The following is a 21576-nucleotide window of genomic DNA, read 5'->3' on the forward strand; positions in this document are numbered from 1 at the left end:
AGATGCGGGGTTCCTGCGGTTAGACGGAAAGACCCCGTGCACCTTTACTATAGCTTTACATTGGCATTCGTAGTGGCATGTGTAGGATAGGTGGTAGGCTTTGAAACCTGGGCGCCAGCTCAGGTGGAGCCACCCTTGAAATACCACCCTTATTACTATGGATGTCTAACCGCGGCCCGTTATCCGGGTCCGGGACAATGTATGGTGGGTAGTTTGACTGGGGCGGTCGCCTCCTAAAGAGTAACGGAGGCGCGCGATGGTGGGCTCAGAACGGTCGGAAATCGTTCGCTGAGTGCAATGGCATAAGCCTGCCTGACTGCGAGACTGACAAGTCGAGCAGAGACGAAAGTCGGTCATAGTGATCCGGTGGTCCCGCGTGGAAGGGCCATCGCTCAACGGATAAAAGGTACGCCGGGGATAACAGGCTGATGACCCCCAAGAGTCCATATCGACGGGGTTGTTTGGCACCTCGATGTCGACTCATCGCATCCTGGGGCTGGAGCAGGTCCCAAGGGTATGGCTGTTCGCCATTTAAAGCGGTACGTGAGTTGGGTTCAGAACGTCGTGAGACAGTTCGGTCCCTATCTGCCGTGGGTGTAGGAATATTGAAAGGATCTGTCCCTAGTACGAGAGGACCGGGATGGACGGATCTCTGGTGGACCTGTTGTGGCGCCAGCCGCATAGCAGGGTAGCTATATCCGGACGGGATAACCGCTGAAGGCATCTAAGCGGGAAACCCACCTTAAAACGAGTATTCCCTGAGAACCGTGGAAGACGACCACGTTGATAGGCCGGGTGTGGAAGAGCGGCAACGCTTGAAGCTTACCGGTACTAATAGTTCGATCGGCTTGATCGTTCTCATTCCTTATGCTCATCGCTCCAAATCGGAGGATGACAGGCACAAAAAAGACCAGCGAATAGCCCCGAGAGGCACCCGACAGCTCCGCTGCCGATGCCTCTTTGTGCTCCTTCGCTCAAAAGCTTCTCGAACAACGTGCGTTTTGCCGACCTGGTGGTTATGGCGGAGCGGCTGCACCCGATCCCATTCCGAACTCGGCCGTGAAACGCTCCAGCGCTGATGGTACTTCGTCTCAAGACGCGGGAGAGTAGGTCGCTGCCAGGTCTGCTAAACGCACGTTGAACTCACATCCAATCGGATGGAGTGATGTCTTCTCTTTATGAAATGGCCCGCCAAGGGATCACGGGCCGCGTAAGCGGCCCTTTCATTTGGTCAGCTATATACCTATCTGTAGGCCTCGGCTTACACAAAAAAGCAAGCAAACGCTTGCTTAGGAACGCAAGCAAGCGCTTGCTTAGATTAGCAAGCAAACGCTTGCTAAGATTAGCAAGCAAACGCTTGCTAAGAGGTGACGCGGGGTGGAGCAGCCCGGTAGCTCGTCAGGCTCATAACCTGAAGGTCACAGGTTCAAATCCTGTCCCCGCAACCAAACTTCACTAAACAAACAGCCCGCCTCGTGCGGGCTCTTTTGTTTTTTGCCCTGGTGCCGGCGTTTAACCCGTCATGTCATCAGGCGCCCCCAAGCAGGCCAAGCCCAAGCCGCCAGACAGAAAACTCAAATCCTCTCCCCAACCAAACTTCGGTAAGCAAACAATCCGCCAGGAACAATGCCGGCGGACCGTTTTGATGTTCATCTTGGCTGGCCACCGATTGCCCCGGATCAGGCGCCCGCAACAAGGCGAAGCCCAGCTGCGGAACAAAAAAACCAATCCCGTCCCCTGCAAACCAATCTGCACCAAACAAACAGTTCGCCAGGCACCAGCCAGCGGGCCGTTCGCATTCGGGGGACAGCCGAAGGTTCTCGGAATACTCCGGGTGGTCAAGGCTGCTGTAAGCCGACGCAGCAGCAGACTTCTTGGCCAAGCGACATGGAGAGCGTCACGCCGCGCCCGGAGCAGATGCTTATCAAACAAGATCTGGGCTTCACGTGATAAGACGCGGCCGGCGGGAGGGCACCGCGCGAGCTCCTGGGTGCAGATACTCCAACCACACTCCCCGGTTCGCGGCCAAAAAGGCCGGAAAGGCCTTGCCTGGCCCACCTTGGCGGCCTGCGACCACCTTCGTCGACCGGAGCGTATGACTCCCCGGAAGTAGGTTGTGAAATATATTTCAATATCTGAATTATATTGACAACATGCGCCGAGGTTGTAATGTCCCGATCGTCGGCTTTCGGAGGAAGGTCGGCATCATCAAATCCATACGGCAGCGCTCGGTGAGCGCCTGCGACGGTCATTGAGGATGGCTTCGGCCAAGGGAGGAAACTTGCGCAAATTTCTGAGCACGCTCGCAATCGCGGCGGCTGCATCGACCTGCTTTGGGTCGATGCAGGTACGCGCCGAAACCCCAAACCCGTTCAAATGCGAGCCGGGTGAAAAATATGTCATGAACGTCATGGTCTCGGGCGTCGAATACTGGTTCCCGGTCTATGAAATGTTCAAGCAGGCCGGCCAGCAGTTCGGCTGCGAGACCGCCTATACGGGTACGCCGGAATACGACGTCAACAAGCAGATCGCGACCTTCGACCAGGCGCTGGCGCAGAAGCCGGCCGGCATATTGGTGCATCCGATGAACTCCGATCCGTTCATCGAGCCGATCAACCGCGCCATCGAACAGGGCACCGCGGTGGTGACCTTCGCCGCCGACTCGCCGAATTCCAAGCGCGTCTCCTACATCACCTCCGACAACAATGCCGAAGGCACCTATGCCGCCGACGCCGTTGCCAAGGCGATGGAGGGCAAGGGCGAATATGCGGTGCTGGAGAATCCCGGCCAGGACAACCACGACAAGCGCGTCAACGCGTTCGTTGCCCGCATGGAAGCCAAATGGCCTGACATGAAGCTCGTCGGCCGCGCCGCTTCGAACCAGGATCCGACCAAGGCCTATCAGGCGGTTCTGAGCCTGGCGCAGGCGCATCCTGATCTTGGCGCCGTGTTCATGCCGGAGGCCAACTCGGCCATCGGCGCTGCCCAGGCCGCCAAGGAAGGCGGTGGCAAGATCCGCGTCATGCTCGCCGACGTTAATGCCAAGATCCTCGACATGATCAAGGCCGGCGAGATCTTCGGCTCGGTCAATCCAAACCAGGGCATGCAGGGCTATATGGGCTTCATGCTGTTGTGGATGGCCAAGCATCCCGGCCTGATCGACCCGATGAACGACGCCAAGCGTTCGGGTTTCAACCCGATGAGCGTGCCCTTCGTCGACAATGGCTTCTCCATTGTCTCCAAGGACAATGCGGATGACTTCTACTGGGACAAGTACCTCAAGCGTCGCGGCACCAAGGGCATCGAGGAATAGTCTCGATCTCGCCGCCCGGCCTCGGCATGGCCGGATTAACCGGGAAGGAGGCTTCGGCCTCCTTCCTCCCCCGCAGGTTCATCGCAGGAGCACGGCGTGACCCAGGCGCCCATTCTTGAAATCCGTGGCCTGTCCAAGGCGTTCGGCCCGGTCAAGGCGCTGAGCGACGTACGGTTCGAGCTGCGGCGCGGCGAAATCCATGCACTGTGCGGAGAGAACGGCGCCGGCAAGTCGACGCTGATGAACATGATCGCCGGTGTATTGCAGCCCGACGAGGGCGACATCCTGATCGATGGTGAGCGCATTTCGATCCACTCGCCCGCAGCCGCGCAACGTCTCGGCATTGCGCTTGTCCACCAGGAGATCGCGCTGTGCCAGGACGCGACGGTTGCCGAAAACATCTACATGGCCGCGATCAACAGCCGGCGCGCGCCGCTGATGAATTTCCAAAAACTCTACGCCGACGCCCAGAAGGTCATGGACCTGCTCGCGCCCATTCCGGTGCGTACCAGGGTTGCCGACCTCTCCATTTCCAACCAGCAGCTTGTCGAGATCGCCAAGGCGCTCACGCTCGACTGCAAGGTGCTGATGCTCGATGAGCCGACCGCGGCGCTGACCGAAAGCGAAGCGCAGCGCCTGTTCTCGATCGTGCGCGGGCTCAAGGAGCGGGGCATTTCGGTGGTCTATATCAGCCACCGCATGGCCGAGATATTCTCGCTGTGCGACCGCGTCACCGTCTTCCGCGACGGCCGCTACGTGGCGACCGATCCGATCGCAACCGTCTCACCGGACGATGTCGTACGCAAGATGGTCGGCCGCGAAATCACCCAGCTCTATCCCGACAAGCTGGCGCCGCAGGAGCCCGGGCGCCTGCTTCTCTCGGTCGAGGGGCTTTCCGATAACCGCCGCTTCGCCGACGTCGATCTGCAGCTTCGTGCCGGCGAAATTCTGGGCATAGGCGGCCTGATCGGCGCCGGCCGCAGCGAGATCGCGCAAACGGTCTGTGGTCTGAGGCCAAGGACGTCTGGAACCGTCGCGCTCGACGGAAAGCAGCTCCGGCTGCGCGGCTATGGCGATGCGGTCAAGGCGGGGCTGGTCTATCTTTCCGAGGACCGCAAAGGCTCCGGCGTGTTCCTCGATCTGCCGATCGCGGCGAACATCTCCGCGCTCGACCTCGCCAGGCTGACCGGGCGCCTCGGCCTGCTTGACCGCAAGGCCGAGGATCGTCAGGCGAAGGAGCTGACCGGCAGGCTCGGCGTGCGCATGGCCGGCATCGATGCCGCCGTCTCGACGCTGAGCGGTGGCAACCAGCAGAAGGTTGCCATCGCCAGGCAGCTGTCCGTCAGTCCCAAAGTCATCATCATGGACGAGCCGACGCGCGGGATTGATGTCGGCGCCAAGGTCGAGATCCACCGGCTGCTGCGCCAGCTTGCCGGCAGCGGTGTCGGCGTCATCGTCATCTCGTCGGAACTGCCGGAGCTGATTGGCTTGTGCGACCGCGTTGTCGTGGTGCGCGAAGGCAGGATCGCCGGCGAACTCACCGCCAGCGAGCTCGGCGAGGAAGCCATCATCATGCTCGCCTCGGGCGTTCAAGACAGTTCAAATCAAAGGCAGGCCCAGAATGTCGCCTAGGGAATCAGGAGAAGCGCTCGTGCACGCCGAGATCAAGGCCGCCGGGCGGCGCATCAATTTCGCTCAGCTCGCCTCGATGCGCGAGGCCGGGCTGATCGTCATCATCCTGGCGCTGTGCATCGCCATGAGCTTCGCCTCGCCGCACTTCCTGACATGGGGCAATTTCCGCGCCATGCTGATGAGCTTTTCCATCGAAGGCATCGTCGTCGTCGGCATGACGATCCTGCTCATCGTCGGCGGCATCGACCTTTCCGTCGGCTCGGTCGTGTGTTTCTCGATGGTGGTCTCGGGGGCGCTGTTCCTCGCCGGCCTCGATCCCTGGACGGCAAGCCTGATCGGCATCGGCGTCAGCGCGCTGATCGGCGCGGCGATGGGCTTCTTCGTGACCGTGATAGGCCTCAATCATTTCATCACGTCGCTGGCGGCCATGGTCATCGTGCGCGGCATGTGCCTGGTGGTCACCAAGGGCACGCCGCTGTCGCTGTTCACCCTGCCGCCGGCTTTCAAGGCCATCGGCCAGGGCAGTTTCAACAACATCCCCTATGTCATCCTGATCTTCATCGTCGTGGTGGCCATCTTCGACTTCCTGCTGCGTCGCGCCACGGCCTTCCGCAAGGTTTTCTACACCGGCTCCAACGAGAAGGCCGCGCAGTTCTCCGGCATCAGGACCAATCAGGTGAAGTTCTGGGTCACGGTGCTGTGCTCGACGCTGGCCGGACTGGCCGGTGTCATCTACATGGCGCGCTTCGGCGCGGCGACACCGACCTTCGGCGCCGGCATGGAACTCAACATCATCGCCGCGGCCGTCATCGGCGGCGCCTCGCTCAATGGTGGCTCGGGCACCATCTTCGGAGCGATCCTCGGCATGGCGTTGCTGTCGGTGGTGACGAGCTCGCTTATCCTGCTCGACGTCTCGGTCTATTGGCAGGACATGATCAAGGGATGCATCCTGCTGGCGGCGGTGTCGATCGATCATTTCCTGCACCGCAAGAAGTCCTGAACCCTCAAAGGCGGCGAAGCAAGACCATGGCCCCTCCCAACACCCGCGACGACATCGCCGCTGTTCGTCAAATGCACCAGGCGCTTGTCCTGCATTATATCGAAGGCAAGACCCAGGCCGAGATCGCCGGGGAACTCGGCCTCTCGCACGCGACGGTCAACCGGCTGATCAAGCGCGGCCACCAGCTCGGCCTCGTCGAGATCAAGATCAAGTCGCCGATCGACCATCTGGTCGACCTGGAAGCACGGCTGGTTGCGCTGGGCGGCATCGAGCGGGCGATGGTGGTGCCGTCGGTTTCCGATAATCCGCACACGGCCCTGCAGCGGGTCGGCGAGGCGGCGGCTGGGCTGCTGCTCGACACCATCAAGGATGGCGACACGATCTCGATCACCGGCGGCAAGGGCGTCAGCGCGCTTGTCGCCGGTCTCAAGCCGGGGCGCCGATACGACGTCGAGATCATTCCCGCCACCGGCCTGGTCCAGGGCAAGCACTACACCGACGTCAACCACGTCGCCTCGCTGATGGCCGACAAGCTCGGCGGCCGCGCTTACCAGATCCATGCGCCGCTGTTTGCCGATACCGCGCAGCAGCGCGAGATGCTGATGGGCATCAGCTCCGTCGCAGACGTGTTTCGCAAGGCGCGCGAGGCGGATGTCGCGGTGGTGGGTGTCGGCTCCATCCTGACCGACGATTCCAGCTATTACGACCTGCATCCGTCCTCGAATGCCGATCGCCAGGCGATCGAGAAGTCCGGGGCGACAGGCGAGCTGCTCGCTCATCTCATCGACCGCGGGGGCAAGCTTTGCAACTACTCGCTCAACCGTTCGCTGGTCTCGCTGACGCTTGACGAGTTCGCGACCATCCCGCGCTCGATCGGCATCGCAAGCGGCCCCAGCAAGGTCGCGCCGATCCTCGCCGCCCTGCGCGGCAACCATCTCGACACCATCGTCACGGACGAGGCCACGGGGCTCCAGATCCTCGAGCTGGCCGAACAGGAGGTAGCATGAATTCTCGAAAGATCCAGCGGCAGATCGGCAAGTCCGGCATATCGGCGTCGGCTGTAGGCCTGGGCACCTGGGCGATTGGCGGATGGATGTGGGGCGGCACCGACGAGAAGGAGTCGGTCAGGGCGATCGAAGCCTCGATCGATGCCGGCCTCAGCCTGATCGACACAGCGCCGGCCTACGGTCTTGGCCGCAGCGAGGCGATCGTCGGCACCGCCATCAAGGGCAAGCGCGACAAAGTGGTGATCGCGACCAAATGCGGGCTGAACTGGCATTCGGGCAAGGGCGGCCATTTCTTCGATCAGGACGGCAAGCCTGTGCATCGCTATCTCGGCGCCGACGGCATCGCCTATGAGGTCGAGCAGAGCCTGCGCCGTCTGGGCACCGATCATATCGACCTCTACATCACCCATTGGCAGGACCCGACGACGCCGATCGCCGAGACGATGGCGGTATTGGAAAAGCTCAAGGCAGCCGGCAAGATCCGCGCCATTGGCGCCAGCAATATCAGCGCCGAGGATCTTGGCCATTATATCGACGCCGGCCAGCTCGATGCGATCCAGGAGCGCTATTCGATGATCGACCGCGCCCTCGAGAGCAGCCTGCTGCCGATCACCCGCCGCCATGACATTGCCACCCTCAGCTACTCGTCGCTGGCGCTGGGGCTGCTCACCGGCACGGTCGACCCCGGCCGCACATTCGGCGGCGACGACCAGCGCAAGGACAACCCACGCTTTTCCACGGCCAACCGGCAGAAGGTCGCAAAGCTGAAAGAGGCCATCGCCCCGATCTCCGAGAGCCACCAGGCGTCGATGGCGCAGATCGTCATTGCCTGGACGCTCGCCCAGCCGGGCATCACCTTCGCCCTGTGCGGCGCGCGCAATCCCGAACAGGCGCTCGACAATGCACGGGCCGGCGAGATCACGCTTGCGGCAAGCGAGCTTGCGGCGATCGACGCCGCGGCAGCCGCGCATCTCACCGCGATGGATGCCTGAGCAAAAAAGGCAACAGCCCCAATGAACCGTAGTCATACGTTAGCCGGTCTGCGCGACCGGCCTGATATCGCCGTGCTCGTCATCGGTGGCGGCATCAACGGCATCAGCGTCTTTCGCGAACTGGCCCTGCAAGGGGTCGATGTCGTGCTGGCGGAAAAGGGCGATTATTGCAGCGGCGCCAGCGCCGCCCTGTCGCGCATGGTGCATGGCGGCCTGCGCTACCTCGAAAACGGCGAGTTCAAACTGGTGCGCGAATCGCTGCTCGAACGCGACCGGCTGCTGAGAAATGCGCCGCACTATGTGGCCCCTTTACCGACGACGGTGCCGATCTTCGACATTTTCTCGGGTCTCGCCAACGGTGCGGTGCGTTTCCTGGGGCTGACGCGGCGGCCCAGCCGGCGCGGGGCGCTGGTCATCAAGGCCGGGCTCGCCATGTATGACCTTTTCACCGCTGCACGGCGTTTGATGCCGACGCACCGGTTCAGGGGCCGCGCCGAAACCCTGAAGACATGGCCGGCGATCAACCCGGCGATCCGCAATTCGGCGACCTACTACGACGCCTGGGTGAGCCGGCCCGAGCGCCTCGGCCTGGAGATGCTGCTGGACGCCATGGCGAGCGCGACGAATGCCCGCGTCTTGAACTATGCGCAGGTGTCGTCGACAGGCGATGGCCTCGCCATTACCGACACGCTGACGGGCGAAGAGCTGCCGGTGCGGCCGCAACTGGTCATCAACGCCACCGGCGGCTGGATCGACCTGACCAACAAGTCCATCGGGGCAACGGCGCAGACGATGATGGGCGGTACCAAGGGCTCGCATCTGATCGTCGACAACGGCGAACTGTTCGACGCGCTCGGCGGCCATATGGTCTACTATGAGAACGAGGACGGGCGCATCTGCATCCTGTTTCCATATCTACGCAAGGTGCTGATCGGCTCGACCGACATCCGGGTGGACGATCCGGACCAGGTCCGTTGCGAGGAGGACGAGCAGCGCTACATCCTGCAGTCGCTCGCTTTCGTCTTCCCCTCGATCAAGGTTAGCGATGACCAGATCGTGTTCCGCTTTGCCGGCGTGCGTCCTTTGCCCGCCAGCGAAGACAGTTTTACGGGCCGCATACCGCGCGATCATTTTTGCGAGTTCGTCGAACCGGCCGGACATCTGCCGGCGACGTTGTGCATGATCGGCGGCAAGTGGACCACCTTCCGTTCGTTTGGAGCGCTGGCCGCCGATATGGCGCTGAAGCGGCTCGGCCTCGCGCGCAGCCAGGGCACGCAGGACATGGCCATCGGTGGCGGCCGCGATTTCCCCGCCGATCCGGACGCCTGGTGCGCGTCATTCGCCGCCGAGCATGGCCTGCCGGTCGAGCGCGCGCGCACACTTCTGCAGCGCTATGGCACGTCGGCCAGGGATTTCGTTTCGCACCCGGCGGGCGAACAGATGCTGCCGCGGTCGGACTATTCGGCAAACGAGATAGGGCGCATCATCGAGCGCGAGCAGGTCGAGTGCCTCGCCGACCTGTTCCTGCGCCGCACCACCATCGCCATTTCGGGCGGTCTCAGCTTCGACCTCGTCAATGCCGTTCTCGACATGCTGGCGGCGCACAAGGGCTGGAGCGCCAGCGAGGCCGCCACCGAGCGCGCGACCTTCCTCACCTTGCTGGCCTACCGGCACGGCATCGATCTCCAGACGCATCAAAGGAGCGCCCTATGCGCATAAACAAGAAAGTCCGCATGAACCGGCTGTTCGATGGCGGCCGCTGCCTCGACGTAGCCATCGATCACGGTGTCTGCAACGAGCCGAGCTTCCTTGCCGGGCTGGAAGACATGGCCGGTGTGGTCAATCAGTTGGTCAAGGCCGGCCCCGACGCCATCCAGATGAACTGCGGCCAGGCCGATCTGCTGCAGGCCGTGCCTGGCAAGGACAAGCCGGCGCTGGTGATGCGCATCGACATGGGCAATCCCTATAATAGGATACGCCACCGGGCGATGTGGGCGGTGCTGCAGAACGAAGCCGAGCCCTTGCTTGGCGCCATCGAGATGGATGCGGCTTGCGTCGTGGTCAATCTGTTCATGCTGCCCGACGAACCCGACCTGTTCCGGCAATGCGTGCAGAACATCGCCCGCGTGCGCGCCGATTGCGAGAAATACGGCCTGCCGCTGATGATCGAGCCGCTGGCCATGCTGCCGGTCGCAGAGCATGGCGGCTACATGGTCGACGGCGATGCCGAAAAGATCGTCACCTTGACCCGGCTTGCCCGTGAAATGGGCGCCGATATCGTCAAGGCCGATCCGACCACCGATCCCAACGACTTCCACCGCGTCGTCGAGGCGGCGCGCTGCCCGGTGCTGGTGCGCGGCGGCGGCAAGGAGGATCTGCGTGCCGTGTTCGACAAGTCGGCCGCCTTGATGGCACAGGGTGCGCTTGGCATGGTCTATGGCCGCAACATCTACCAGCACGCCAACCCGAGCGCTGTCGTGCGCGGGCTGATGGCGATCATTCACGACGATGCCGATGGCAGCACGGCCTGGGATCTGTACAACCAGGCCTAGGCTGCGGCCTCGGGAGGCGCCAATGGCAAGCTATATTCTCGGTCTCGATGCCGGCAACACCGTCATCAAGGCTATCCTCTTCGACCTGTCCGGCCGCGAACTGGCATTCGCCGCCCGTGACGGCCGCTCATCCATGCCAAAGCCCGGACATGTCGAACGCGACCTCGACGAACTCTGGCGCAACGCGGTCTCGGTCATTGGTCAATGCATTGCTGAAGCCGGCATCGACGCCGGCGAGATCGTCGCCATCGGCTGCGCCGGCCATGGCAACGGGCTCTACGCGCTCGATCGCACGGGCGCGCCATTGATCGGCATCCAGTCGCTCGACACACGCGCGGTCGACATCGTCGCCGAATGGGCAAAAGAGAATGTCGGCGACCGCACCTATGCACATTGCCTGCAACGGCCGTGGGCGGCGCAGACGCCGACCCTGCTTGCCTGGCTCAAGCGCTTTTCGCCGGCCTTGTTCGCCAGCATCGGAACTGTATTCCTGTGCAAGGATTTCGTCGTCAACCGCCTGACCGGCGCGCGCAGCAGCGATAGTTCAGATATGTCGGGCTGCGGCCTGCTGCAGATGCAGGACCGCCGCTACGAGCCGGACCTGCTTGCCGCCTATGGGCTCGGCGATTGCATGGACCTGCTGCCGCCGGTGCTGGAATCGGCCGACATTGCCGGTCATGTCAGCGCGGAGGTGGCGGCCCTGACGGGACTGCGCGCCGGCACGCCGGTCGTCGCCGGGCTGTTCGATGTCGTCGCCAGCGCGGTCGGTTCGGGCGTGACCAGAACCGGTGCCGCCTCGGTTATCGCCGGCACCTGGAGCATCAATCAGGTCATCACCGACGAACCGATCCGCGACGAGTCGATCTTCATGCTGTCGACTTTCGACCGCCAGCGCTATCTGGCGATCGAATCCAGTGCCACCTCGGCCGCCAATCTCGAATGGATCGTTCGCGAATTCCTCGAACATGGTGGCGAAGCCGGCAAGTCGCCGTTCGAATTGTGCAGCGAACTGGTGGCGTCCGTCGATCCCAACAGCGACATCCCGATCTATCATCCCTTCCTTTACGGCTCGCAGCAGAATGGCCATGCGCGCGCAGGCTTCTATGGCATCGCCGGCTGGCACAGCCGAGCCCATCTGCTGCGTGCGCTGTTCGAGGGCGTTGCCTTCGAGCATAAGCGCCATGTCGAGACCTTGCACAGAGCGGGCGCTGATTTCAACCAGGTGGTGCTGTCGGGCGGGGGCTCGCGCAGCAGCGTCTGGCCGCAGATATTCGCCGATGTGCTCGGCGTGCCCGTCACCGTGGCGCGCAGCCGCGAAACCGGCGCGCTGGGAGCGGCGATCGCGGCGGGCACCGGCGTCGGCATTTTCGCGGACCACAGTGCCGGTGCAGCCGCCATGACGGCGGCGGCCCGACATTTTGTACCCAACGAGGCGGTTGCCGATGCATATGCGGGGCGGTATCGACTGTACGGCGAGATCAACCAGGCGATGACCCCGATGTGGGAGCGCATCGCCGGACAGCAGGCGCGCACGTGACCGAAGATCCACCGTCCCCGTTCGGCAATTACGATTACGTCATCGTCGGCGCCGGCTCCGCCGGCTGCGTGCTCGCCAACCGGCTCTCCGCCGATCCGCGCAACAATGTGCTGCTGCTCGAGGCCGGCGGCAGCGACCGCTATCACTGGGTCGATATCCCGATCGGCTATCTCTTCTGCATGGGCAACCCGCGCACCGACTGGATGATGAAGACCGAGCCGGAAGCCGGTCTCAATGGACGCAGCCTCAACTATCCGCGCGGCAAGGTGCTTGGCGGCTGTTCATCGATCAACGGCATGATCTACATGCGCGGCCAGGCAGCCGACTACGATGGCTGGCGTCAGGCCGGCAATGCCGGCTGGGGCTGGGACGATGTCCTGCCTTACTTCCTCAAGTCGGAAGACTATCACGGCGGCAAAGGCGCCATGCATGGCAGCGGCGGCGAGTGGCGCGTCGAACGGCAGCGGCTTTCATGGCCGATCCTTGACGCCTTCCGGGACGCGGCCGAGGAACTCGGCATTCCCCGCACCGAAGACTTCAACACCGGCACCAATGAAGGCTCGGGCTATTTCGAGGTCAACCAGAAGAAGGGCGTGCGCTGGAACACGTCGAAGGCGTTCCTGCGTGGTATAGCGGGGCGCAAGAACCTGCGCGTGGTGCTCGGCGCGGAGACCGAACGGCTCGAATTCGACGGCCGGCGCGTCACCGGATTGGTTTTCCGCCAAGGCGGCCGCCTGCACCAGGTCCGCGCTGGACAGACGATCCTTGCGGCCGGCGCCATCAATTCGCCGAAGCTGCTCGAGCTGTCGGGGGTGGGCCGCCCCGACCTGCTCTCGGGCATCGGCGTGGATGTTCGTCACGCCTTGCCGGGCGTCGGAGAAAATCTGCAGGACCACTTGCAGATCCGCACCGTCTTCAAGGTCGCCAACACCGCCACGCTCAACCAGCGCTACCACAATCTGGTCAGCCGTGCGTCGATGGGGCTGGAATATGCGCTCAAGCGCAGCGGGCCGCTGTCGATGGCGCCGAGCCAGCTCGGCATCTTCGCCAGGAGCGATCCGCGCCTCGCAACGCCCGATCTCGAATACCATGTGCAGCCGCTGAGCACCGACCGTCTGGGCGAGCCGCTGCATCGCTTTCCCGCGGTCACCGTCTCGGTCTGCAATCTGCGTCCCGAAAGCCGGGGCAGCGTGCACATGGGTTCAGCCGACGCGCGGGAGGCGGCGAAGATCCGGCCGAACTATCTTTCCACCGAGGGGGACCGCAGCGTGGCCGTCGCGTCGTTGCGTCATGTCCGCAGTTTGATGAAGGCACAGGCGGTGGCGCGCTTTGCGCCGGAAGAGATGCTGCCCGGCACGCAGTATGACAGCGACGAAGAGCTCATCCGCAAGGCCGGCGATATCGGCACGACGATCTTCCACCCCGTCGGCACCTGCAAGATGGGTTCGGATACGATGGCGGTGGTCGACGACGGCCTGCGTGTTCACGGGCTTGGCGGGCTGCGCGTGGTCGATGCCTCGATCATGCCGACAATCGTCTCGGGCAACACCAACTCGCCGGTCGTCATGATCGCGGAAAAGGTAGCCGAGATGATCCTGCAAGAGGCCCGCTGACCGCCATCGGCTTCAAGCCGCGGCAACACCGCGCGATCGCCGTCTCTCGGCCGCCGCGAGCAGATCGACGAAGGTGCGCACCTTGGCGGGCCGGAACCGGGCCGGCGGAAAGACCGCGTGGATGCCGCCTGACGGCAGGCTCCAGTCGGCAAACACCGGCACCAGCCGCCCCTCGGCGATATCGTCGCTGACGCTATAATCCGGAAAGACGCCGAGCCCGATGCCGACGAGCACGCAAGCCAGGGCGGCGGGGCTCTTGTCGCACATGATGACCGGATTGAGTTCGGTCAGCACCGTCTCAGTGTCCCTGGAAAACAGCCATTGGCCGATGCCGCGCAACTGGGTGTTGCCGACCCAGGCCAGCGATCTTGCCTGGCGCGGCGTCACGTCGGGCGGCAGGCTCGCCGCGAAGCCAGGGCTCGCCACCACGATCTGCCGGATGGTCCCCAGGCGCCGCGCCTGGTTCGAGGAATCGGTGAGCCAGCCGACGCGGATGCCGAGATCGATCTGCTCGTCCACCAGATTGCTGACGGCGTCGTCGAAGATCGCCTCGACGCGCATATGCGGGTAGGTTCTGAGATAGGCGGCCATGACCGGAGCCACGATCTTGGTGCCGTAGTCGAGTGGCGCCGTCAGCCTCAGCGTTCCGCTCGGTTCGACGGCTCCGCGCGAGATTTCGCCATAGGCCGCCTCCGCTTCGCGCAGGATGATCATCGCGCGGTCATAGAAGAGGCGGCCCTCTTCGGTCGGCGTGACACGCCGGGTCGTGCGCTGCAGCAGCGTTGCGCCCAGTTCCTCCTCGAGCTTGCCGATCTGATGGCTGACCACGGCCTTGGCGACGCCAAGCCGGTCGGCCGCGGCAGTGAAAGAGCCGGTTTCCATCACCGTGGTGAAGTAGGCGAGCCGATTGAGGTTCAGAAGTTCGGCCAAGCTGGCAGCCTTTGTATGATCAGATCAGACAGTTTGTATAATTGGGCGCCATTTATCGCAAGGCTGCCGTCTGCCACATATGAGCGACGGCCTCGACGAGTCCGGTGGCCGGGCAGGAATGGCAGCGACTATGAGCAATTCAGAAGTGACCTATCTTTTCGATCCGCTCTGCGGCTGGTGCTATGGCGCCACCCCGATGCTCGACCGGTTGTCGGCCGCCGGCCTGAACGTCGAACTGCTGCCGACCGGCCTGTTTTCCGGCGCCGGCGCACGTCCAATGGATGAAGGCTTTGCGGCGCATGCCTGGGCGAACGACCAGCGCATCGAGCGCCTGACCGGACAATCCTTCACGCCGGCCTACCGGCACAATGTCCTCAATGTCCGTGGGACCCTGCTCGATTCACATGCCGCCACACTCGGCATCAGTGCCGCTGGCCTGGAAGATCCCAGCCGCCGGCTTGCGGCGCTGAAGATGATCCAGCATGCGCGCTATGTAGAAGGACGCGATGTCGTGACGATCGGCGGTGTGGCCGAGGTGCTCGCCGCCGCCGGCATGGCGGACGCCGCCGAAATGCTCAAGGCGCCGACCGAAACATTGCTGACGGCTCACCGCGATCTGGTTGGCCGTGGCCGTGCGCTGTTCCAGCGCCTGCATGCTGATGGCGTGCCTTCGCTCTCGGTCATCCGCAATGATGCGCCCCGGCTCATCGGTTCGAACGCGCTGTTCGGCAGCTTCGACAATCTCGTCGCCCATATCGCGGCGGCGTGATCCCATCCTCCAGACCCCCAACAAGAAATAAGGAAACAGACATGGCAAAAGTCGCTCTCATTGGTGCATCGGGCGCCGTCGGTTCACGCCTTCTTAGGGAACTCTCCGATCGCGGCCACACCGTCACCGGCATTGCGCGCAACCCGGAAAAGATCGTCGCGCTTCCGGGCGTGACGGCCAGGAAAGGCGATGTCTTCGACAGACAAGGTCTCGCCGACCTGATCCGCGGCCATGACGCGGTGATCAGCTCCGTGCATTTCCTGGACAGCGATGCCGATACGCTGATCGACGCGGTGCGCGCCTCCGGCGTGAAGCGCTATCTCGTCGTCGGCGGCGCCGGCAGTCTCGAAGTCGCACCGGGCAAGCGGCTGGTCGATAGCCCCGACTTCCCTGATATCTACAAGGCCGAAGCGCAGAAAGGCGCCGACTTCCTGGACAGATTGAAGACGGTCGACGACCTCGATTGGACGTTCCTGTCGCCATCCGCCATGTTCGTGCCTGGCGAGCGCACCGGCAAATTCCGCCTCGGCAAGGACACACTTCTCGCCTCCGACAAGGGCAGCAGCATTTCCTTCGAGGACTACGCGATCGTCATGGTCGACGAGATCGAGAAGCCAGCCCATATCAGGCAGCGCTTCACCGTCGGCTATTGAGCGAAAGGGTGGTGGCGGCCGGAACTCAATCGAGGCCGGCCGACGCCAGCCGCATCAGGGTCCGGTTCAATCTCGGTGCTGCCGCCACCAGCGCCTTGCCGATGGCCGATTGCGGTGCGTCGATGACGGTTTGGGCATCGCCACTTTCGGCAATCCGCCCGGCATCGAGAAGGATGACGCGGTGGGCGACCGACCTGATGACGCCGAGATCATGTGAAATGAAGAGATAGGCGATCTTTTCCTGGCGTTGCAGGTCGAGCAAAAGCTGGAGGATCTCTCCGCGCACGGAGACGTCGAGCGCCGACACCGCCTCGTCGAGCACGATCAGCGACGGCTTCGTGGCGATGGCGCGGGCAATGGCGACGCGCTGCCGCTGGCCGCCGGAGATCTCATGGATGGCACGCGGGGCGAGTTCCGCTATCAGCCCGACGCGCTCCAGCAAGGCGGCGATGCGGTGCGGGCGCTCGGCGCGGGAGGCGATGCCATGGACGCGCAAGGGATCGTCGAGCACACGCGCCACCGTGGCGCGCGGATTGAAGGCGGCCAATGGGTCCTGGAACACCATTTGCAGGCGTGCGCGGCGTGCTCGCAGCGCTGTGCTGCGCAGGGCCAGGAAATCGTCGCTTTCGAATTCGATGCGCCCGGCGTCCGGCTCGATCAATCGCAGCACCAACCGCGCGATCGTCGACTTGCCGCTGCCGGAAGGTCCGGCCAATGCCAGCGTTTCGCCGGGGTCGATGTGAAAGGAGACATCGTCGACGGCAGCGATGGTCTTGTTGCCGCGACGGTAGCGCTTGGTCAGGTTGGACACCGCCAGCAGGCTCATGCGTGGAGCCTTGCTCGGTTCAGCAATGGCCTGGTGTCGAGGCCGATATGGGCGTCGAGCAATGCACGCGTATAGGGCTGGGCCGGGGCGCCGACAATCTGCGCCGTCATGCCAAGCTCGACCAACTGGCCATGACGGAAAACAGCGATACGCTCGGCAAGCTCGGCCGCCAGCGCGATGTCGTGGCTGATGAACAGCAGCGTCATGCCGTCCTCGGTCACCAGGCGTCGGATCAAGGCGACGATCTCGGCCTGCACGATGGTATCGAGCGCGCTGGTCGCTTCGTCGGCGATCAGCAATTTCGGACCGGCCGCAATGGCTGCGGCGATCGCCACACGCTGCTTCTGGCCGCCGGAAAGCTGATGCGGGAAGGCGCGCAAGGCTGAGTCCGGGTCCGGCAGGCGGACGCGCTCGAGCAGGCTTTTGGCCCTGGCATAGGATTGGGACCAGGTGAGGCCGAGATGCGTGCGCGCTACTTCGGCGATTTGCTTGCCGATGGTCATGACAGGATCGAGGCTGGCGGAGGGGTCCTGGAACACGAAGCCGATGTCGCGGCCGAGGCGGGGGATGTAGCTCTGTTTGAGGGAAGACTTTCGGACTTCGCGCTCTAAGAGGCCCCCCTCTGTCCTGCCGGACATCTCCCCCTCAAGGGGGGAGATTGCGCCCTTATTTCCGCCTTCGCCAATCACCAACGTTGCAGGAGATGAGCCGACAGCGAAACTGCCAATCTCCCCCCTTGAGGGGGAGATGTCCGGCAGGACAGAGGGGGGCGCCTTGGCGCCCAACGGCGGATGTAAGAACCAATCGATCCGCCCATCAACCTTGGCGGACGCAGGCAGCAGCCCGGCAATCGCCAGTGCCAGCGTGCTTTTGCCTGAACCGCTTTCGCCGATGATGGCGAGGCGTTCGCCATTGGCAATATCGAGGCTTACACTCCTCAGCGCTGCCACCTCATTGCCGTCACGGCGGTAGGTCACCGTCAGGTCGCGGATCGAAGCGAGCGTGGTCACGACAGGCCTCTCCTGACCGCTGTCGTCTCGACAATGCCTTCGCCGGCGAGGTAGGCGCCGAGCACGGTCAGCACCAGCGCTATGCCCGGGACAATCGACAGGAAGGGCGCGGTACGCAGGACAGCGCGGCCTTCGGCGATCATTCCGCCCCAGGTGACCCGGTTGGGGTCGCCCAGGCCGAGGAAGGACAAGGCCGCCTCGGTGAGGATCGCGGCGGCGACGATCACCGACGACATCGCCAGCACCGGCGGCAGGGCATTGGGCAGCACCTCGCGAAAGGCGATCGCCAGCGGGTGCATGCCGATGACCCTGGCCCCGGCGACATAATCGCGTTCGCGAATGGAGAGGACTTCCGCGCGGGCGACCCGAGCAGGTCCGGTCCAGGTGCCGAGCGCGATGGCAATCACGACGACGCCGAGCGACGGTCCGACGACGCTGACGAAGGCCAGTGCCAGCAGGAAGCTCGGCACGGTCTGGAAGGCGTCGGTGATGCGCATCAGCACCTCGTCGACGAGGCCGCCGGCAAAGCCGGCCAATGTGCCGACCACGGCGCCGACGACAAGTGCGGCGGCCGCAGCCGCGAGCCCGACAGCCAGCGATGTGCGGGCGCCGTGGAAAAGCTCGGCCAGTACGTCGCGGCCAAGCCGGTCGGTGCCGAGCGGCAGCGACCAGTCCTGGAACGGCGGCAGCAGCGCCGGTCCGGCGATCGCCTGCGGGTCACCTGGGAACAGCAGCGGCGCCGACAGCGCCATGGCGATCAGCGCCGCCAGGAGAATGGCGCCGGCGACCGCCTCGGGCGTGCGCAGAAAGCGGCGGAGCGGGCTCATGCGCCGGCCTCGCTGGCGCCTACGCGCGGATCGAGGAAGGCGTAGGCGATGTCGACGAGCAAATTGATGACAAGGACCAGGACTGCGCTGGTGAGGATAATGCCGAGCAGAAGCGGCGTGTCGCGGGAGGCGACCGCCTCCTGCGCCAGCCGGCCGAGGCCGGGCACGGAAAAAACGCTCTCGATGACGACGCTGCCGCCGAGCATCTGCGCCGACTGCAGGCCGAGCATGGTGACCAGCGGCAGCAGTGCATTGCGGGCGACGTGGGCGAGCACGATGCGGCGGCGTGACAATCCTTTGGCGCGTGCGGCCAGGACGAAATCCTGCCGCCAGACCTCGGCCATGCCGGCGCGCATCATGCGCAGATAGAGCGCCAGGTAGATGAAGCCGAGGGCGGAAACGGGCAGGGCGAGATGGACGGCGATGTCGGCTGCGCGATCAAGGCCGGTCTTGTCAGAGGCCAGGGTTTCGATGCCGCCGATCGGCAGCCAGCGGAGGTCGACGGCAAAGACGACGATCAGCACCAGTCCGAGCCAGAAACCCGGCACGGCATAGAGCGCGAGCGAGCCGATCGACAGGAAGCGGTCGCGGAAACTGCCTGGCCGTGCGCCGGCATAGATGCCGAGTGCCGAGCCGAGCCCGAAGGAGAGCGCGGTGGCGCTGACCATCAACAGCAGCGTGTTGGGCAGGCGTTCGAGGATCACGTCGCGGATCGGCCTGGAGAAGGTCACCGACTGGCCGAGGTCGAGATGCAGCAGTGCCCAGAGGTAATTGGCGAGCCGCGTCAGCTCCGACTGGTCGAGACCCCAGCGATGACGCAACAACTCGATCATGCCGGCGTCGCCACCGGTCGAGACGATATAGGCATCGACCGCATCGCCGGGGGCAGCTTCGAGCAGCAGGAAGGTGCCGACGACGACGATCAGCAGCACGAAGATGCTGCCGACGAGGCGACGGCGGATGAGCGTGAGGGCGCGGGTCATGGGGGCGTCGGAGGCTTGGCACTGAGTCGCCCAAGAGAGATGTCGCGCCTGAGCGCCCCCCTCTGTCCTGCCGGACATCTCCCCCTCAAGGGGGGAGATCGGAAGTCATTTATGGTTTCGCCAATGTTCGACGCTGCAGGAAAATCAGCCGACGGTGCGGCCAGCCAATCTCCCCCCTTGAGGGGGAGATGTCCGGCAGGACAGAGGGGGGCCTCGTAGGGCTCAATGCCTACTATGATTTCGCGAACTCTCATCCGCGCAATTCTGTCACGATTCCAAATACGTGTCCGCCCAGTTCGACACCGCCCAGCGCGGGTTGTTGGCGATGTTGCCGACCGTGTCGCGCGCGACGCTGATAAAACTCCATTCGGCGACGTTGATCAGCGGCAGGTCGGTGGCCACCTCCTTCTGGAATTCCTTGTAGAGGTCGGTGCGGGCTGATGCGTCGAGCGTCTCCGATGTCTTGGCGATGAGCGCATCGAGCGCGTCGTTCTTGTAGCCGCCCTGGTTGGAGAACGGCACGCCGTCCGGAATGCCGCTCTGCACCAGAATGGTGGTCGAGATCGCCGGATCGCCGCGGAACACCGGCGGGCCGACTGCGAGGTCGAAGGCGTGGTCGGTGTAGACCGCCTTGATGTGCGCGGCCGAGTCGTTGTTGACCAGCTGAGCGTCGATGCCGACGGCGGCGAGCGCCTGGCGCAGATAGTCGCCGAACTGCTTAGTCTCGTTGAAATAGGGCGCGGGCAGCAATTTCAGCGTGAAGCGCTTGCCGTCTGGGCCTTTCTTGTAGCCGGCCTCGTCGAGCAGCGCGTTGGCCTTGGCGACGTCGAAGGCATAGGTCGGCACGTCGGCGGTGTAGAATTGCGGATCATTCTTCGGCACCGGACCGGTGGCGGTCGCGGCATAGCCGAGGAACACCGTCTTGACGACGAAATCCTTGTCGATGGCATGCGCGATCGCCTGGCGCACTTTGACGTCGGCCAGTTCCTTGCGGCGATGGTTGATCTCGACGACAAGCTGATAGGTCAGCCCTTCATAGCCCTTGGAAATCACCTTCAGGCCCGGCACCTTGGAGATGCGGTCGAGGTCGGCCAGCGGCACGGCGGAAAAGGCCGCCAGCTGAATCTCTTCAGCCTCCAGCGCGCTCGCCGCTGACGTGCGATCCGGCAGCACCTGATAGATGATCTCGTCGAGATAGGGCTCGTCCTTGCCCCAGTAATCGGTGTTCTTCGTCAGCCGGTAATATTGGCCGGCCTTGTGCTCGCCGAATTTGAACGGTCCGGTGCCGATCGGCGCGTTGTTGGCCGGGTTTTCCGCGATCTTGCCGACCTCATAGATGTGCTTCGGCACCACGCTGCTCAGCGCCGGCAGCGCGTTGCGGATCAGTTGGAACGGCGTCGGCTTGGCGAACTTAAACACGGCGGTGAGATCGTCGGGGGTGTCGACGCTGGCCAGATCCTTGAACACAGTGCGGCCGAGATTCTGCAGCGGCTTCCAGATCTGCAGCGCCGAGAAGGCGACGTCGGCCGAGGTGAACGGCTTGCCGTCATGCCATTTGACGCCGTCGCGCAGTTTGAACGTCACCGAGAGCCCGTCGGCGGCACCTTCCCAGCTCAGCGCCAGCCGTGGCGCGAGACCGTCCTTGCCGTCGAAGGAGGCTTCGGCCAGCGTTTCGACGATCTTGCTGGAGATGAAGAAGACGCCGTTGGAGGCGACGATCGCCGGGTTGAGGTTGCGCGGTTCGGAATCGGCGGCAAGCACCAGCCGCCCGCCCTTCTTTGGCGTCTGCGCCCAGCCCGGTGCCGGCATTGCGGTGGAGGCCAGCAGCATTGCCGAGCCGGCAAGCATCGTGCGTCTGGAAATCGTGAAACCTGACATGATCGAACTCCGTCCTCTCCGCGACCCGGTCGGGTGCGCCAATACCCCTCAGAC

The 21576-nt window shown here is 63.8% G+C and carries 18 protein-coding genes, 1 tRNA gene and 2 rRNA genes (1 of these 21 only partly in view); 14 read left to right on the forward strand and 7 right to left on the reverse strand.

The window, feature by feature from the left end:
* The 3 genes from AC0L2U_RS13105 to AC0L2U_RS13115 form a co-directional block, all read left to right on the forward strand.
* Nucleotides 1–856: ribosomal RNA gene (locus AC0L2U_RS13105) — 23S ribosomal RNA — on the forward strand; it begins 1965 nt to the left of the window's first position.
* A 152-nt stretch (nucleotides 857–1008) separates the two neighbouring features.
* Nucleotides 1009–1123, forward strand: a 5S ribosomal RNA gene (gene rrf / locus AC0L2U_RS13110).
* A gap of 248 nt (nucleotides 1124–1371) precedes the next feature.
* Nucleotides 1372–1448: transfer RNA gene (locus AC0L2U_RS13115), tRNA-Met, on the forward strand.
* An 80-nt stretch (nucleotides 1449–1528) separates the two neighbouring features.
* Here the strand turns inward: AC0L2U_RS13115 and AC0L2U_RS13120 are convergent.
* Entirely contained in the window at nucleotides 1529–1882 is a 354-nt protein-coding gene (locus AC0L2U_RS13120) for a hypothetical protein (RefSeq protein ID WP_127395615.1), read from the reverse strand.
* Nucleotides 1883–2281: 399 nt separating this feature from the next.
* On the opposite strand from AC0L2U_RS13120, the gene AC0L2U_RS13125 reads away from it, so the two are divergent.
* The 9 genes from AC0L2U_RS13125 to AC0L2U_RS13165 all read left to right on the forward strand — a co-directional run bounded on the left by AC0L2U_RS13125 (nucleotide 2282) and on the right by AC0L2U_RS13165 (nucleotide 13646).
* Nucleotides 2282–3313, forward strand: coding sequence for a substrate-binding domain-containing protein (locus AC0L2U_RS13125; RefSeq protein WP_128362544.1), 1032 nt, complete (start codon nucleotides 2282–2284; stop codon nucleotides 3311–3313).
* 96 nt (nucleotides 3314–3409) lie between these two features.
* Complete coding sequence (locus tag AC0L2U_RS13130; protein ID WP_128289673.1) at nucleotides 3410–4945, forward strand: sugar ABC transporter ATP-binding protein; 1536 nt, start codon at nucleotides 3410–3412, stop codon at nucleotides 4943–4945.
* 76 nt (nucleotides 4946–5021) lie between these two features.
* Complete coding sequence (locus AC0L2U_RS13135; protein ID WP_236383556.1) at nucleotides 5022–5945, forward strand: ABC transporter permease; 924 nt, start codon at nucleotides 5022–5024, stop codon at nucleotides 5943–5945.
* Nucleotides 5946–5971: 26 nt separating this feature from the next.
* Nucleotides 5972–6952: a sugar-binding transcriptional regulator gene (locus tag AC0L2U_RS13140; RefSeq protein ID WP_128289674.1), complete on the forward strand. Its 981-nt coding sequence runs from the start codon at nucleotides 5972–5974 to the stop codon at nucleotides 6950–6952.
* On the forward strand, nucleotides 6949–7944 hold the full coding sequence (locus AC0L2U_RS13145) for an aldo/keto reductase (RefSeq protein WP_128289675.1): 996 nt from the start codon (nucleotides 6949–6951) through the stop codon (nucleotides 7942–7944). The genes AC0L2U_RS13140 and AC0L2U_RS13145 overlap by 4 nt, the downstream gene beginning before the upstream one ends.
* A 21-nt stretch (nucleotides 7945–7965) precedes the next feature.
* Nucleotides 7966–9663, forward strand: coding sequence for a glycerol-3-phosphate dehydrogenase/oxidase (locus AC0L2U_RS13150; protein ID WP_128289676.1), 1698 nt, complete (start codon nucleotides 7966–7968; stop codon nucleotides 9661–9663).
* Complete coding sequence (locus AC0L2U_RS13155; protein ID WP_473602002.1) at nucleotides 9654–10496, forward strand: class I fructose-bisphosphate aldolase; 843 nt, start codon at nucleotides 9654–9656, stop codon at nucleotides 10494–10496. The genes AC0L2U_RS13150 and AC0L2U_RS13155 overlap by 10 nt, the downstream gene beginning before the upstream one ends.
* Nucleotides 10497–10518: 22 nt before the next feature.
* Entirely contained in the window at nucleotides 10519–12033 is a 1515-nt protein-coding gene (locus AC0L2U_RS13160) for an FGGY-family carbohydrate kinase (RefSeq protein WP_473602003.1), read from the forward strand.
* A complete protein-coding gene (locus tag AC0L2U_RS13165) occupies nucleotides 12030–13646 on the forward strand; it encodes a GMC family oxidoreductase (protein ID WP_127396889.1) in 1617 nt (538 codons plus the stop codon). Before AC0L2U_RS13160 ends, AC0L2U_RS13165 begins: the two co-directional genes overlap by 4 nt.
* Nucleotides 13647–13658: 12 nt before the next feature.
* On the opposite strand, the gene AC0L2U_RS13170 is transcribed toward AC0L2U_RS13165, so the two are convergent.
* Entirely contained in the window at nucleotides 13659–14576 is a 918-nt protein-coding gene (locus AC0L2U_RS13170) for a LysR family transcriptional regulator (protein WP_127269586.1), read from the reverse strand.
* A 130-nt stretch (nucleotides 14577–14706) separates the two neighbouring features.
* Here AC0L2U_RS13170 and AC0L2U_RS13175 point away from each other — a divergent pair, with 130 nt between their 5' ends.
* Both AC0L2U_RS13175 and AC0L2U_RS13180 read left to right on the forward strand, forming a co-directional pair.
* A complete protein-coding gene (locus tag AC0L2U_RS13175) occupies nucleotides 14707–15345 on the forward strand; it encodes a DsbA family protein (RefSeq protein WP_292661481.1) in 639 nt (212 codons plus the stop codon).
* 41 nt (nucleotides 15346–15386) lie between these two features.
* Nucleotides 15387–15998, forward strand: coding sequence for an NAD(P)-dependent oxidoreductase (locus AC0L2U_RS13180; protein ID WP_292661478.1), 612 nt, complete (start codon nucleotides 15387–15389; stop codon nucleotides 15996–15998).
* Between the two features lie 25 nt (nucleotides 15999–16023).
* On the opposite strand, the gene AC0L2U_RS13185 is transcribed toward AC0L2U_RS13180, so the two are convergent.
* From AC0L2U_RS13185 to AC0L2U_RS13205, 5 genes are all read right to left on the reverse strand, one after another.
* Nucleotides 16024–16824, reverse strand: a complete 801-nt coding sequence (locus AC0L2U_RS13185; RefSeq protein WP_473602004.1) for an ATP-binding cassette domain-containing protein — start codon at nucleotides 16822–16824, stop codon at nucleotides 16024–16026.
* Nucleotides 16821–17834, reverse strand: coding sequence for an ABC transporter ATP-binding protein (locus tag AC0L2U_RS13190; protein WP_473602005.1), 1014 nt, complete (start codon nucleotides 17832–17834; stop codon nucleotides 16821–16823). The genes AC0L2U_RS13185 and AC0L2U_RS13190 overlap by 4 nt, the downstream gene beginning before the upstream one ends.
* Nucleotides 17831–18661 carry an ABC transporter permease gene (locus AC0L2U_RS13195; RefSeq protein ID WP_127397360.1) on the reverse strand — a complete coding sequence of 277 codons (831 nt, stop codon included), beginning with the start codon at nucleotides 18659–18661 and terminating at the stop codon, nucleotides 17831–17833. Before AC0L2U_RS13195 ends, AC0L2U_RS13190 begins: the two co-directional genes overlap by 4 nt.
* Complete coding sequence (locus AC0L2U_RS13200; RefSeq protein WP_473602006.1) at nucleotides 18658–19644, reverse strand: ABC transporter permease; 987 nt, start codon at nucleotides 19642–19644, stop codon at nucleotides 18658–18660. The genes AC0L2U_RS13195 and AC0L2U_RS13200 overlap by 4 nt, the downstream gene beginning before the upstream one ends.
* A 267-nt stretch (nucleotides 19645–19911) precedes the next feature.
* Nucleotides 19912–21522: an ABC transporter substrate-binding protein gene (locus AC0L2U_RS13205; protein WP_292141539.1), complete on the reverse strand. Its 1611-nt coding sequence runs from the start codon at nucleotides 21520–21522 to the stop codon at nucleotides 19912–19914.
* Between the last annotated feature and the right edge of the window lie 54 nt (nucleotides 21523–21576).

The organism is Mesorhizobium sp. WSM4808, assembly GCF_055811675.1.

What these genes read in the sequence shown, in the direction of transcription:
- AC0L2U_RS13135 (WP_236383556.1), top strand. Translation starts at nt 5,022, where the DNA reads ATGCGCGAGGCCGGGCTGATCGTCATCATCCTGGCGCTGTGCATCGCC.
- AC0L2U_RS13140 (WP_128289674.1), top strand. Translation starts at nt 5,972, where the DNA reads ATGGCCCCTCCCAACACCCGCGACGACATCGCCGCTGTTCGTCAAATG.
- AC0L2U_RS13145 (WP_128289675.1), top strand. Translation starts at nt 6,949, where the DNA reads ATGAATTCTCGAAAGATCCAGCGGCAGATCGGCAAGTCCGGCATATCG.
- AC0L2U_RS13150 (WP_128289676.1), top strand. Translation starts at nt 7,966, where the DNA reads ATGAACCGTAGTCATACGTTAGCCGGTCTGCGCGACCGGCCTGATATC.
- AC0L2U_RS13155 (WP_473602002.1), top strand. Translation starts at nt 9,654, where the DNA reads ATGCGCATAAACAAGAAAGTCCGCATGAACCGGCTGTTCGATGGCGGC.
- AC0L2U_RS13160 (WP_473602003.1), top strand. Translation starts at nt 10,519, where the DNA reads ATGGCAAGCTATATTCTCGGTCTCGATGCCGGCAACACCGTCATCAAG.
- AC0L2U_RS13175 (WP_292661481.1), top strand. Translation starts at nt 14,707, where the DNA reads ATGAGCAATTCAGAAGTGACCTATCTTTTCGATCCGCTCTGCGGCTGG.
- AC0L2U_RS13180 (WP_292661478.1), top strand. Translation starts at nt 15,387, where the DNA reads ATGGCAAAAGTCGCTCTCATTGGTGCATCGGGCGCCGTCGGTTCACGC.
- AC0L2U_RS13185 (WP_473602004.1), bottom strand. Translation starts at nt 16,824, where the DNA reads ATGAGCCTGCTGGCGGTGTCCAACCTGACCAAGCGCTACCGTCGCGGC.
- AC0L2U_RS13195 (WP_127397360.1), bottom strand. Translation starts at nt 18,661, where the DNA reads ATGAGCCCGCTCCGCCGCTTTCTGCGCACGCCCGAGGCGGTCGCCGGC.
- AC0L2U_RS13200 (WP_473602006.1), bottom strand. Translation starts at nt 19,644, where the DNA reads ATGACCCGCGCCCTCACGCTCATCCGCCGTCGCCTCGTCGGCAGCATC.
- AC0L2U_RS13205 (WP_292141539.1), bottom strand. Translation starts at nt 21,522, where the DNA reads ATGTCAGGTTTCACGATTTCCAGACGCACGATGCTTGCCGGCTCGGCA.